Genomic DNA, 13,763 nt, shown 5'->3' on the forward strand with positions numbered 1-13,763 from the left:
TTAAAAATAGTGACGCACTTTCGCAAAGACGTCGCCATCGAGAATGAGTTTCCCATACTCTTCTAGCATCGGTTGCGTCTGTGTACTGAATGTTAAATACTCTGCTAAAAGACTGAGTGCATTCTCTTCGTCTTCCGGTTCCATTTCATCCGGGAAATCAATCCACAAGTAGTAACGGTCTTGATAGTGGTATAGTTTCAAATCAAGATCGCTGAACATGTCTCCTGTACGTTTACTCAGCGAAATGATTGCCTCGAAATCATTTGTTTCCATCGCGAGTGGTGCCCAAGCATCTGCCTCGGCTTCAAGTTCATCCAACTCACTCAATTGGTCGAGTACCGATTGTTGATCCCGTGCCTCATCGATTGCTGATCGAAGAAGCGAACCGAGTTCAGAATCGTCTTCCGTGTCCATTACATTTTTCGCGATTGTCACAGTCACTTCTAGACCTTTTTCAAAAGCTTGTACTTGAATCCATAGTGGACCATCAAACGAGATGTCTTCACGTTCGTGAGCCTCGTCCATCATTTGCCAGAACAGCTGCTCGCCTCGTTCTCGATTGTACCAAATTTCATCACGAGCAAAACCACGTTTCTCGATATCCACGTATGTGATGAAAAATTTGACGGTATTATCATTGATGCGCTCAATTTTCACGATTGTCCACTCCCTTCTCACCTCGCTCCCAATTCACATAAGGAGGAGAGGGGAAATTGTCTTTTTATCTTTGTACCCTTTTTAACATCGTTCAATCTAGATGAAGGGTTATAACTTTATTTTATAGGAAATAATCGATAATAAAAAGCACACTGCTTAAACAGTATGCTCTCATTCATTCACAAGTCGCTGGGCTTCCTGTAATTGGAACGTCCGAACTTTACGTGGCAAGAATCGACGAATCTCATCTTCGTTATATCCGACCTGTAAACGTTTCTCATCAATCAGAATCGGACGACGTAAAAGACCTGGATATTCTTGAATCAAATCGTAAAGCTGTTGAAGAGATAACGCATCAACAGACACATCGATTTTAGAAAAGACTTTCGAGCGAGTCGAAATGATTTCATCCGTCCCGTCTTCTGTCATACGTAAAATTTGTTTAATCTCATTCAATGAGAGCGGTTCTGAAAATATGTTTCGTTCTGTAAACGGGATATCATGTTCTTCGAGCCAAGCCCGTGCCTTTCGGCAAGATGTACAGCTTGGAGACGTATAAAGTGTGACCATTTTTCTTCCTCCCTGATCGAGTATGCGTCCATCTTTTTAAGTGACTCTATTTGTATACCCAAATTCGCATCCACTTAATTATAGTAATTCTTATTTATCAAAACTTCAATGATATTCTTTATCAATCAGATATGAAAAGAGGGCGCATTCGTTGAATGCGACCTTGAACGACCTAACTTAAGACGCAGGGATTCGAGAAACCGGTTGAGACACCGTCTCTTTCCCTGGCTTGACTTGTAAGTCTTTCAGCTTTTTCTTCAATACTTCTTTCAAAAGTCTCTTTTTCTCTCGCAGAACTTTGTCACGTTCTTTCATGGCCTCTCACCCCCATACAGCGTAAGGAACCGACCGAGCATTACCGATTCTGAAAATCTTGAAGTTGCACTATATCTACATTTAAATTATAGCACACTCGTTTGTGAAATGTGAATCATTCTTACACGTTCATCTCAAATTTACACAGATATCATTTGCAATGAATTGAAGAAACCTGTATAGTTTATAGAAATAACCTTTTTATTTTAAAGGAGGAGAGCGATGATGAGAATCACTTTAGAAACGATTATGAAACATCCGGTTACCCAAAAATATTTAACTCGATCTGGCTTAAAACATGCGGTCGACGTCTGTGAACGCGCTCTCGAAATGGCAACGAAACGTGGTCTTGATACAGATTTGGCGACGAAAGCTGCGCTTCTTCATGATATCGGACACTATGAATGGTATACAGAAGGTAAATGGAATTATGATTTGTATCGTCAGAACGATATCCATGCGATTAAGGGGGCCGAACGTGCCCACAAATTATTGATTCGTTTAGGGGAAGATCCAGCCCGAGCAAAAGAGATTTCTGTCATGATTCTCTTGCACACGGATTCCTACCTACCACCGAGTCGTATTCAACGAACTCCACTTCAACAGCTCGTCCATGACGCGGACACGTATGTGGAGCAGCCAGGCGGTCTTCATCATTACGAGACAATGGAAATTGAAGATGCGTTAGCTCGCGTCCGTCTAATCGACGCCATCGTGGAACGTCTTTCTAATTTACCACGCATCTCGAACGGATAATCAGTCACCTACTTTAATAGGTGATTTTTTTGTGCAAAAAAATCCTGACTCAATAAATGAGTCAGGATTGATTTCGTTATACGAGTTGCGCTTTATACGCTTCGTACTCTTCGTCTGTGAGCGAGACATAGTGCCCCGGCTCAACTTCGCGAAGTGGCGGGATACTTGAATCTTCATCTGAACGTCCGACTGGACCTTTCGATGTCGATTCATATACGATCCGTTTACGTGTACGCTCATGCTCTGGGTCTGGAAGCGGAATCGCTGAAAGGAGCGATTTCGTATAGGCATGAATTGGGTTCTCATAAAGGCGATCTGCTGTTGCAAGCTCTACGAGGTGACCTTGATACATAACACCGATACGGTCAGAGATGTATTTAACCATCGATAAATCGTGAGCGATGAACAAATACGTCAAATCGCGATCGCGTTGCAATTCTTTCATCAAGTTGACGACCTGCGCTTGAATCGAAACGTCAAGTGCAGAAATCGGCTCATCGGCGATGATGAAGTCCGGTTCAACCGCAAGAGCACGGGCAATCCCGATACGCTGACGCTGACCACCTGAGAATTCATGTGGATAACGGCTCGCGTGCTCTTTCGTCAAACCAACTGTTTCAAGAAGGTCATATACGCGGTTCATGCGGTCTTCTTTCGTCTTCGCAAGACCGTGAATATCGATTCCTTCTGCGATGATATCGGCGACTGTCATACGCGGATTGAGCGAAGCGTATGGATCTTGGAAAATCATTTGCATCGCACGGTTGAATTTCAACTTGTCTGCCTTCGATTTTTTTTCGTGGACGTTTTCGCCTTTGAACACGACATCGCCATCCGTCGCGTCGTAGAGACCGATAATCGTACGTCCTGTCGTTGACTTCCCACAACCAGACTCACCTACGAGTCCAAGCACTTCACCTTTGTAAATATCAAATGAAATCCCGTCGACCGCTTTGACAACGCGGCCACGACCAATTTTAAAGTGCTGCTTCAGGTTTTTTACCTCGAGTAATTTCTCGCGTTCCATTATTCAGCACCACCTTTCGTAAACGATTTTGCGAACGCACTGTCTGGACGATATTTGAGAGCGAGTTCACGAATCGCGCGTGGCGGGTTCACCGCTGGCGCTTGCGGATGTAACAACCAACTCGAAGCGAAGTGTGTATCACTTACTTGGAACATCGGTGGCTCTTTCTCAAAATCAATCTTCATCGCGTATGGATTACGCGGTGCGAATGCATCCCCTTTTGGAGGATCGAGCAAGTTTGGAGGCGTACCCGGGATTGCCGGTAACGCTTCATTGCGGTCATCTGTCGGACGCGGCATCGAACCGAGAAGTCCCCATGTGTATGGGTGACGTGGCTCATAGAAAATCTCATCAACCGTTCCTTTTTCAACGAGACGTCCCGCATACATAACAGCAACACGGTCAGCCATGTTCGCAACAACACCAAGGTCGTGCGTGATGAAGATGATCGCTGTGCCGGTCTTTTGCTGAATGTCTTTTAACAGTTCAAGAATCTGCGCTTGAATCGTTACGTCGAGTGCTGTTGTCGGTTCATCGGCAATCAACACTTTTGGGTTACATGCGAGTGCGATCGCAATAACGATCCGTTGTCGCATCCCACCAGAAAGTTGGTGTGGATACTGTTTCAAGCGTGCTTCAGGGTTTGGAATCCCTACAAGTGTCAACAGTTCGAGCGTACGTTTCTTCGCATCCTCACCCGTTAACCCTTGGTGCTGTTTCAACCCTTCTGCGATTTGCTTGTAAATCGTCATCGTCGGGTTGAGCGATGTCATCGGGTCTTGGAAAATCATTGCGATGTCGCGACCACGAATTTTAAGCATTTCTTTTTCCGAAAGTTTCGCCAAGTCTTTTCCTTCGAACATGATTTCTCCGTTCGTGATTTCACCTGGAGGGTTCGGAATGAGACGCATAATTGCCTTCGAAGTAACGGATTTACCTGAACCCGATTCTCCTACGATGGCGAGCGTCTCGCCTTTTTTCAAATCAAACGAAACACCACGAACAGCCTGAACTGTTCCTGCATATGTGTGGAACGAGACCTCTAAGTCTCGGACTGATAAAATCGTTTCCATGCACGAGTCCCCCTCTTTCTTTTTTATTTACGCATTTTCGGATCGAACGCATCACGCAAGCCATCGGCAAGCAAGTTGAAGCTGACCATGAGCAAGACGATGATGATAGACGGGATAATAAGAAGGAACGGGAAAGTCCGTAGTTCTTTGTATCCATCGTTGATCAACGTACCAAGTGATGCCTGTGGTGGTTGAAGCCCGATTCCGATAAAGCTGAGGAATGCCTCGAAGAAGATGGCAGATGGAATCGTGAACATGAGTGTGATGATAATGGCACCCAATGTGTTCGGAATTAAATGTTTGAAAATCAAGCGTCCACTTGAAGCACCGAGTGTACGAGCTGCCAAGACGAACTCTTGGTTTTTGAGTTTGAGAATCTGACCTCGAACGAGTCGACTCATCCCAATCCAACCGGTGATGGCCATGGCAAGGATGATGGTGAAGACACCTGGGTCAAAGATCAAGATGAACAAGATGATCAAAATCAAGTTAGGTACACCTGTCAAGATTTCAACAATACGTTGCATGATGTTATCCGTACGTCCACCGAAGTAAGCTGAAATACCACCGTATGCAACTCCAATGATTGTATCGATGATGGCTGCGACTAAACCGATAAAGAGGGAGATTCGTGTCCCTTCCCAAATCCGCGACCAAAGATCACGACCGAGATAATCGGTACCAAACCAGAAGTTTTCTTCTACATTCTTCTGTTCGTAGAAGTCGATTTCACGACCTCCAAGTGTTGCCAACCCATCAAATCCAGCCCATTCAAGTCCAGTGACTTTAGGCGGTAGTTTTGCTTGCGAGATGTTCTGTTCGTATGCATCTCGGCTTGAGAGCATCGGTCCAAACAAAGCGAGTGCGACGAGAATTAAAATAATCGAGAGCGAGATGATAGCCGCCTTGTTTTTCTTTAGGCGCATCCATGCATCTTGCCAAAAGTTCAAACTTTTTCCGGCAATCCGCTCACCAAGCTGTTCATTCATTTCAACTGGTGTGAACATGTCTTGGTCGAACTGTTCGTAATTCTTTTTGTTTTCAATCATCAGTTATTCCCCCCAAGACGAATACGTGGGTCCACAACCCCATAGAGCAAGTCGACAAGTAAAATGATAATAATGAAGAGGGCCGAGAAGAAGAGTGTCGTGCCCATGATGACAGAGTAATCATTCAACGTGATTGACGTAACGAACAATTCTCCAAGACCAGGTACTGCGAAAATTTTCTCGATAACGAATGTACCCGTTAAAAGTCCAGCTGTCATCGGTCCAAGAATCGTGATCGCTGGGATCATCGCGTTACGTACCATGTGTTTCCATACGATGGCGTTACCCGTCAACCCTTTCGCTTTCGCGAGCGTGACATAGTCTTGTCCGGTTACTTCTAACATCTCGGTTCGGACGAAACGGGCAATTGCTGCCGTAACCCCGAGCGATAACGAGATGGTTGGTAAGATCGTATGAGCTGGAGATTCCCAGAATGCTACCGGAAGCAACTGTAATTTAACTCCAACATAGTACTGAAGGAGGGCTGCAAAGACGAATGATGGGACGGAAATCCCGATTACCGATACGAACATTGAACCATAGTCAATTGCCGTATTGTGACGAATCGCCGCAACAACACCCAACAATACACCTAATAGAGTTCCAAGTACTAATGCCTGAACCCCTAATTGTGCCGATGGACCAATTCGTTCCATAATCAACTCAGTTACTGGACGGTTAGCCGTACGGAACGATACGCCAAGGTCACCTTGTAGCATGTTTCCAATGTACGTCGCATAGCGGACCGGAAGCGGATCATTGAGTCCGTAGCGGTCATTCAACAATTGAATTTGTGATTCTGTCAGTTTTTCCTGGTTCTGATAAGGCGAACCTGGGAGCAGGTCCATCAGGAAGAACGTGAACGTGGCAATCAAGAAGAACGTGATGAGGCCGTAAGTCAGCCGTTGTAGGATATAACGTCCCATGAATAAAAACCCCCTGTTTTGTCTAATTCTTTCTACTACTTGCACCAACAGCTTCACTATGACATATGACCTATTTTTCAAATTCACAAAATGAAAGGAATTTTCTGAAAGAATAGCTTATACGTCATCTCAAGGCTCTTAGTACAGCGACTGAAAATAAAGAAAATTCTTTTCAGAGATTATTCTGAATTTTCACTGTTACTACATTATACTTTACCAACAAAACATTTGAACAGTATTTTCTCATACTTCGCTAGAATTTTTTAGAAAATTGGGGACATGCGGTTAGCATGCCCCCTCCTTCCATTACTTAATATCAACGTATTTGTACTGGTAATCAGCACCAAATAATTGACGGTTGAAGTTCTCGACGTTTGGACGGATCAAGTATGCCACACCAGCTTGGTAGATAGGCATGATTGCTTGATCTTGTTCAATCAAGAGGGCTTCAGCTTCTTTGAACAAGTCGTAACGTGCATCGATACTTGTTTCAGCAGATGCTTCATCAATCAACTTGTCATACTCAGATGACGAGTAGTTGATGTCGTTTTGTCCATTGTCTGAAGTGAAGATACCAAGGTTCGTAAGCGGATCTTGGTAGTCAGGTCCCCAAAGTGCGAATGACATTTGGTAGTCCCCTTTTGCTTCACGCTCAAGTTTGTTGTTGAAAGGTTGTTGTGCGATCTCAACCGTTACGTTCGGCAAGTTCGACTCGATTTGACCTTTCATGTACTCAGAGATTTGTTTCGATACTTCACTGTCGAACGAGAGGAGTTCGATTGTTGTTGCTTCTCCACCGGTTACTTCTTCCCAAAGTGAAGCAGCTTCTTCAGTGTTTGTTTTGAAGTATTCCACGCCTTCTGTATAATCCGTTCCGTCTTCATACTTGATGAAGTCTTTCGGGATGAATGACGTCGTTGCTACTGAACCATTGTTCAAGAGCTGATCGATAATTCCTGATGGGTCGACTGCACGTGCGATTGCTTTACGTGCATTTACATCAGAGAAAAGTTCATCTTCATGGTTAAACTTGAAGTAACCAACTGCAGAACGAAGACCTGTGTTGTAATCTTCATCCTCTTGGAATGCTGCGACTTGCTCTGATGCGAGACCAGCATAGTCGACATCGCCCGCTTCATACAAGTTGACGACTGTAGATGTTTCTTTAACAACTTTCACATCAACAGAGTCGAGAGCAACATTTTCTGCATCCCAATATGATTCGTTTTTCGTTAAGACATAGCCTTGTTCACGATCCCATTTAGTCCATGTGAACGGTCCGTTATAAAGAAGGTTTTCAGGACCAGTCGTGAAGTCTTCACCTTTTTCTTTAGCGAATGCTTCGTTGATCGGAGTGAATGTACCGAACGAAGTAAGTGAAAGGAATGATGGGTCTGGACGCTCGAGTGTAACTTCGAGTGTCTTCTCATCGATTGCTTTTACGCCAAGCTCTTCTTTTGGTGTGTCACCAGTGTTGATTGCTTCAGCGTTTTTAACTGTGTTCATGATGTATGCGTACTGTGAGCCTGTTGCAGGATCAACAGCTCGTTGCCAAGCGTAAACAAAGTCGTTTGCTGTGACCGGTTCCCCGTTTGACCATTCAGCATCACGAAGTTTGAACGTGTAAACCGTTTCGTCTTCGTTTACTTCTGGTTCGCCTTCAGCAAGTGCCGGGACGGCATTTCCATCTTTATCAAGACGGTAAAGACCTTCCATTGTGTTGGCGATCAAGTTGAATGCGACCGCGTCTGTAGCAAGAGCCGGATCGGCTGTTGTGATATCTGACGTATCCGTCAAACGAAGAACTTTCTCTCCGTTTGAAGAAGAACCGCCGCCATCAGAGTCTCCGCCTGTCGAACAAGCTGCGAGAACTGAACCGAGTGCCAAGATGATTGTCATCATGAGCAAAATCGATTTTTTCTTCATTGCGATTTCCCCTTTCGTTTTAAAAAACTAGCCGATCGTCGAATAAACATCTTACTTTTTCTTTAATTTTCTGAATATTTCATAAAGTATTCGACGAAAGAACGTTAGGGCTATTGTAAGAAATTTTTAATATAACTGTCAACTATTGAATAAAACGCTCTCATTTGATTTAACATTCTTACTCGCTTTCTGCCCCACCTTCCTAGTATCATAGAAGAAACACGGAATGTTGATGCATTCCCTCTAACGCTCGAAAGGAGATTACATCGTTGAAAAAGTTTCGAAATATATTGATTGTTTGGGGGATTGTCACACTTTTCTATACGGTGTGGTCAATTTTTTCCTATTTCCGAACTGAGTCCTTCACGTTTCATTTGAGTGGCGGCTTGTTCGTTTCAGGTATTCTGATATTTGCCATCGGGATGTTCTCCCATATGAGTGCAACAGGTCTATTTGACGGAATCATGTACGGATTTAAGCGTAATCGACGTGCAAAGTTGAAAGAAATTGACGCGGACTATGAAGAAGATGAGGAAGAAGAACCGGAAGATCGACAACTCCGTAAACAATCGGCTTGGAACTGGGTGTATGTCGGAGTTGGAAGTATCGCTCTCTCATTTCTCGTCGCTTTGATTTAATCTTTTCGTCACTTGAATCCTGTGCTAAACTAGATGCAGAATAAGAACACTTGGATGAAGACAAGTAATTCAATTCCCCTTTTCCTCAGAGAGTCTACGGTGCTGTGAGTAGATGAAAAGTTATTGAATGAATGGACTTCGGAGTGGCTCGCCTGAACAAAAAGTATGGGGAGACGGTTCACGCCCGTTAACGCGTTCAAGTGGCATAGTATATGCAAATTTGGGTGGCACCGCGGTTATTCGTCCCGATTTATTCGGGAGGACGACTGCGGTTTTTTATATTTTTCGGAGGTGTATTCACATGGCAACGATTTTTTCAGGAATCAAACCGACCGGCGTCGTGACGCTCGGGAACTACCTTGGCGCGATGAAACAATTCGTCGACCTACAAGACGACAACAATGCCTATTATTGTATCGTCGATTTACATTCAATTACTGTTCAACTCGACCGTGTCGAGCTCATGAACAACACGCGAAAATTAGCAGCACTTTATCTCGCGTCCGGTCTCGACCCGGAGAAAGCGACGATTTTCGTACAGTCTGAAGTAAAAGCACACGCTCAACTCGGTTGGATGTTAACTTGTATCGCCGGCATGGGTGAGCTCGGTCGTATGACGCAGTATAAAGACAAGTCGCAAGGCAGCGAGAATGTAGGCGCAGGGTTGTTCGTCTACCCGACGCTCATGGCTTCTGATATTTTGTTATACAATACGGAACTCGTTCCAGTCGGAGACGACCAAAAGCAACACATCGAACTTACTCGTGACTTGGCGGAACGCTTTAACAAACGTTATTACGAGACATTCACGATGCCGGAACCACTCATTCAAAAAGAAGGCGCTCGGATCATGTCTCTCACGAATCCCGTGAAGAAGATGTCTAAATCGGATACGAATGCCAAAGGATATATCTCGATGCTCGATGAGCCGAATGTCATTCGCAAGAAAATCAAGAGTGCCGTCACAGATTCGAGTGGTGTCATCTCATTCGATCGGGAGAACAAACCAGGGATTTCAAACTTGTTGGAAATTTATTCACTCTCTACCGGCACTTCAATTGATGACCTCGTCAAGCAATATGAGAATTCGAACTACGGAACATTTAAACAGGATGTGGCAGAAGCGGTCGTTGCCCTGCTTGAACCAATTCAAACGCGTTATCACGAGTTGATTGATTCACCAGAACTCGATGAAATCCTTGATGCCGGTCGCGTGAAGGCTGAAGCCGTCGCGAACAAGAATCTCGCAAAAATCGAGAAAGCGATGGGTCTCAGTCGCAAGCGTGCCAAAGTGAAAAAATAAATGATGTTAAAAAGAACGCTCAGCTGAGCGTTCTTTTTTGTATCAAATATCTACATAAAAAAGAGAGACAGGCGTCCCTGTCTCTCTTCGTAAAGATGATTTGATTATTCTTTTCCTTCGATTGAAGCCCACTTGTAAGAGTAGTCCGCACCGAATGCGTGCTCAACGATTCCTTTAACATAAGGCTTCGTGAGGCGAGCTGAACCACGTTGGTAAACTGGTGAGATTGCGTTCTCATCAAGAACGATCTTCTCTGCATCTTGCAATTGCTTCCAACGCTCAGCTGGGTCTGTGCTTGCTTTCGCATCAGCAATGAGTTTATCGAACTCTTCGTTCGACCATTTACCACGGTTGTATGGTCCGTCTGTGACGAAGAGATCAACGAATGTCATTGGATCTTGATAGTCAGGGCCCCAACCAGCGAACGTAAACTCGAAGTCCCCTTTGTTTTCAAGGTCAAGTTTGTTGTTGAATGGTTGTTGCTTGATTGAAACGCTCATACCTGGAAGGTTCTTCTCAAGTTCACCTTTGATGAACTCACCGATTTGCTTCGCAGACTCTGAGTCGTAGTTGAGAAGTTCAAGTTCAACTTTGTCTGTTCCGAGCTCTTTGAGCCCTTCTTCCCAAAGTTTTTGTGCTTCTTCTACGTTGTAGCCACCGATGTCGCCATTGCCTTCACGGAAGTCTTTTCCGTCTGGACCTGTTACGAAGTCTTTTGGTACGAAGAAGTTTGCAGGGATTGAACCGTTCGCAAGAAGTGTTTCTGAGATCGCTGTTTTGTCATAAGCGCGGTCAATCGCGTTACGGATTTTTTGGTTGTCGAGTTCTTTCACTTTCGTGTTGAACTGGAGGTAGAAGATTGTTGGTTCAACAACAGTTGAGAAGTCTTCGTTGTCTTGGTATTGAGCAACGAGTTCAGAAGTCAAGCCTGTACGGTCCACGTCACCATTTTCATACAAGTTAACACCTGTTGATACTTCTTTAACGACTTTGACGTTGATTTCTTCAAGTTTAACTGTGTCAGCATCCCAATAGTCTTCGTTCTTGACCATCTTCCAGCCTTGTTCGCGTTCCCAGCTGTCGAGTTTGAACGGTCCGTTGTAGAGAGTCGTCTCTGCAGATGTACCGAAGTTCTCGCCTTGCTCTTTATCGAATGACTCGAGTTTTGGCATGAATACGCCGAAGCTAGTCAATCCGAGGAAGTAGTCAGCTGGTGCTGTCAATTTAACTTCAAGTGTTTGATCGTCGATTGCTTTAACGCCTACAGCATCGCGCTCGCCTTCACCTGTGTTGTACGCTTCTGCGCCTTCGATGATTGACATAACGTATGCATATTGTGATGCGTTATCTGGGTTGAGTACTTCTTTCCAAGCGTATTCGAAGTCATTCGCTGTGACAGGCTCCCCGTTTGACCAAGTCGCGCCTTCACGGATTTTGAACGTGTACGTTTTCCCGTCTTCTGAAACGTCGTGAGATTCAGCCATCCCCTCAGTCGGGTTGTCTTCTTCGTCCATGCGGTAGAGACCTTCGTTAACGTTGTTCAATACGTTGAACGATACAGCATCTGTTGCGAGTGTCGGGTTAAGTGAAGGAATATCTGAAGAATCGAGCAAGTTGAGGACTTGCGCTTCATCTGCAGAACCTTCCGAACCTGATCCGTTTGAAGACCCTGTGTCTTCATCCCCTGTCGAACATGCAGCTAGGAATGCACTTGATAGAAGTGTAACCGATGATGCTAAAGCAAAACCTTTTTTCTTATTCATTGCGATGACCCCCTGATTTTTTCGTTTTAACGAAGTGAATGATGGTAGAAAATTCAGTCATTTCTTCTGACAGTATTTGTTACCAAAATCCCGTTGATGCAATAATACAATATTCTGATAATTTTGCAAAGTGTTTATTTTGATTTTTCTAAAAAATTTTATCTATAGTCTAAAAGCCCGCCTACAGTGGTGGGCTTTTAGCTCAATTTTCGTATTTTTTTGCAAAGGTTAGGACATATGAAGGACCGGTGACCGGATATCCGATATGGTCGTAACCTTTTTCGATCACATAAGAGCGTCCAGCTTGATAGATTGGCATAACAACAGCCTCTTCTAACAGCTGTGCCTCCGCTTCTCGGAAGATTTCATTTCGTTCTTCCAACCGATCCGTTGAGCGAGCCTGATCCATCAATTGATCATACGATTCGCTAGCATATCGACTCGAATTGAGGACATCGTTTGTTTCAAATTGAGTCAAATAGGCGGATAACATCGGATAGTCCGGTTGCCAGCCTGATAGAGAAAATGCATAATCCCCTGAGACTTCTTTCCTAACTTTTTCTCCTAAGGGGAGCTCGATAATGTTAACGGTCAAACCATCCAACTGTTCCAAATTCTTCTTTAATTTTGCGGAGATTTGACGCGCTTCGTCATCGACAAAGCTGAGCAGCTCGATTTCGAGTTCATCTTTCTTCAGCCGTTTCTTCACGGTGTCAAACAATTGGTCGGCGTTTCCTTCTAATTGTGCGATCGCATCCTCTTGGTCGATGACGAGTAATCGTTCTGTCGTCTGTTCCGCTCGCGCGAGTGAATCCTCGATTTCCGACCGCTCAAGCGTCAATGCGATGGCTTGTCGGAACGCTACATCATTAAACGGGGCTTTTTTAACATTCGGCTTTAAATAAAAGACTCCACTTCGTGGAACGTCCTGTACGTTCAAAATTTCCTCATCAATCGTGGAAACGTCAAAATCGTATGGGACGGGTTGCATCCCTGTCGCTTCCGTCAAGTTCGCTTCACTATTAATGGTAATCGTTTCAAGCGTGACCTGTTTAGCTTCTCGGTACGTTTCATTTTTATGTAACGAGATGGTCGTATCTTCGATTGCCTTGATTTTAAATGGACCGTTCGTCTCTAGCTCTTCCCATGCTTCCACATTTGGTTGAGGTAAAAATGCGGGCATCGCCAAAATCTGTTCGAACCCTTCCATCGGACGGACAAGAGTCAACTCGAGCGTCCGGTCATCGATTGCCTTGACCCCTAGCGTATCCGGTTCTTGTTGGCCAAGTCCGATTTCTTTTGCGGATTGAACATCTGCTAGTAAGAAGCTGAACGGTGAATTCGTATCAACGTCCACGAGTTTTTGGAAGTGATCGACGAATGTTTGCGCGTCAATCGCATTCCCTTCTGTCGTCACACTCTCTTTTAATGTGAATGTATAGACCGTTCCATCTTCGGATCTCTCTAACTTCTCAACGAGCGCTGGTTCGATGGACCCGTCTGCTCCGAATCGATACAGGCCTTCATAGAGATGGGACAGGATTGTTTGAGATGACGGATCGATTGCTAGCATGACATCCGGCTGAGTCGGAAGTGACTCCCCGTAAATCGTCAATTGTTGTTCTTCTACTGATACTAGTTTGCGTGACTGCTCTCGTTGTTCGTTCCAAATAGATAAAAAAAGGATAAGGACTGAACCTAACAAGGCGGCCACGATGAATGATTTCTTTTTCATTCGTTGCACTCCTTTCTATTAGACC

General features: G+C 44.5%; 13 protein-coding genes and 1 other annotated feature. Of the genes, 3 read left to right on the plus strand and 10 right to left on the minus strand.

Features of this window, described 5'->3' with window-relative positions:
* The 3 genes from mecA to IRJ25_RS08850 all read right to left on the minus strand — a co-directional run bounded on the left by mecA (position 1) and on the right by IRJ25_RS08850 (position 1,542).
* Positions 1 to 657, minus strand: a complete 657-nt coding sequence (gene mecA, locus IRJ25_RS08840) for an adaptor protein MecA (protein WP_015881218.1) — start codon at positions 655 to 657, stop codon at positions 1 to 3.
* A gap of 171 nt (positions 658 to 828) precedes the next feature.
* Entirely contained in the window at positions 829 to 1,227 is a 399-nt protein-coding gene (spxA, locus tag IRJ25_RS08845) for a transcriptional regulator SpxA (RefSeq protein ID WP_015881217.1), read from the minus strand.
* A 177-nt stretch (positions 1,228 to 1,404) separates the two neighbouring features.
* A complete protein-coding gene (locus IRJ25_RS08850) occupies positions 1,405 to 1,542 on the minus strand; it encodes a hypothetical protein (RefSeq protein WP_015881216.1) in 138 nt (45 codons plus the stop codon).
* Between the two features lie 222 nt (positions 1,543 to 1,764).
* Between IRJ25_RS08850 and IRJ25_RS08855 the strand changes: the two genes are divergently transcribed.
* Positions 1,765 to 2,298: an HD domain-containing protein gene (locus tag IRJ25_RS08855; RefSeq protein WP_074037421.1), complete on the plus strand. Its 534-nt coding sequence runs from the start codon at positions 1,765 to 1,767 to the stop codon at positions 2,296 to 2,298.
* 76 nt (positions 2,299 to 2,374) lie between these two features.
* Here IRJ25_RS08855 and IRJ25_RS08860 read toward each other — a convergent pair whose 3' ends face one another.
* From IRJ25_RS08860 to IRJ25_RS08880, 5 genes are all read right to left on the minus strand, one after another.
* Positions 2,375 to 3,325: an ABC transporter ATP-binding protein gene (locus tag IRJ25_RS08860; protein ID WP_074037423.1), complete on the minus strand. Its 951-nt coding sequence runs from the start codon at positions 3,323 to 3,325 to the stop codon at positions 2,375 to 2,377.
* Positions 3,325 to 4,398 carry an ABC transporter ATP-binding protein gene (locus tag IRJ25_RS08865; protein WP_015881213.1) on the minus strand — a complete coding sequence of 358 codons (1,074 nt, stop codon included), beginning with the start codon at positions 4,396 to 4,398 and terminating at the stop codon, positions 3,325 to 3,327. Before IRJ25_RS08865 ends, IRJ25_RS08860 begins: the two co-directional genes overlap by 1 nt.
* Before the next feature lie 23 nt (positions 4,399 to 4,421).
* A complete protein-coding gene (gene opp3C, locus IRJ25_RS08870) occupies positions 4,422 to 5,447 on the minus strand; it encodes an oligopeptide ABC transporter permease (protein ID WP_074037425.1) in 1,026 nt (341 codons plus the stop codon).
* The gene (gene opp3b, locus IRJ25_RS08875) at positions 5,447 to 6,373 is read right to left on the minus strand and encodes an oligopeptide ABC transporter permease (RefSeq protein WP_074037427.1); all 927 of its coding nucleotides are present in this window, start codon (positions 6,371 to 6,373) and stop codon (positions 5,447 to 5,449) included. The genes opp3C and opp3b overlap by 1 nt, the downstream gene beginning before the upstream one ends.
* Positions 6,374 to 6,679: 306 nt before the next feature.
* Entirely contained in the window at positions 6,680 to 8,299 is a 1,620-nt protein-coding gene (locus tag IRJ25_RS08880) for a peptide ABC transporter substrate-binding protein (RefSeq protein WP_269318120.1), read from the minus strand.
* 269 nt (positions 8,300 to 8,568) lie between these two features.
* On the opposite strand from IRJ25_RS08880, the gene IRJ25_RS08885 reads away from it, so the two are divergent.
* Both IRJ25_RS08885 and trpS read left to right on the plus strand, forming a co-directional pair.
* On the plus strand, positions 8,569 to 8,937 hold the full coding sequence (locus IRJ25_RS08885) for a DUF3899 domain-containing protein (protein ID WP_159562017.1): 369 nt from the start codon (positions 8,569 to 8,571) through the stop codon (positions 8,935 to 8,937).
* A gap of 42 nt (positions 8,938 to 8,979) precedes the next feature.
* Positions 8,980 to 9,188 (plus strand) — a binding site (T-box leader).
* Positions 9,189 to 9,238: 50 nt separating this feature from the next.
* Complete coding sequence (trpS, locus tag IRJ25_RS08890; protein ID WP_074037431.1) at positions 9,239 to 10,240, plus strand: tryptophan--tRNA ligase; 1,002 nt, start codon at positions 9,239 to 9,241, stop codon at positions 10,238 to 10,240.
* A gap of 104 nt (positions 10,241 to 10,344) precedes the next feature.
* Here trpS and IRJ25_RS08895 read toward each other — a convergent pair whose 3' ends face one another.
* On the minus strand, positions 10,345 to 12,003 hold the full coding sequence (locus IRJ25_RS08895) for a peptide ABC transporter substrate-binding protein (protein WP_269318121.1): 1,659 nt from the start codon (positions 12,001 to 12,003) through the stop codon (positions 10,345 to 10,347).
* Positions 12,004 to 12,205: 202 nt separating this feature from the next.
* Entirely contained in the window at positions 12,206 to 13,738 is a 1,533-nt protein-coding gene (locus IRJ25_RS08900) for a peptide ABC transporter substrate-binding protein (protein WP_269318122.1), read from the minus strand.
* Positions 13,739 to 13,763 lie beyond the last annotated feature (25 nt).

This window comes from Exiguobacterium sp. KJ 601 (assembly GCF_027161185.1).
Taxonomy (GTDB): Bacteria; Bacillota; Bacilli; order Exiguobacteriales; family Exiguobacteriaceae; genus Exiguobacterium; species Exiguobacterium profundum.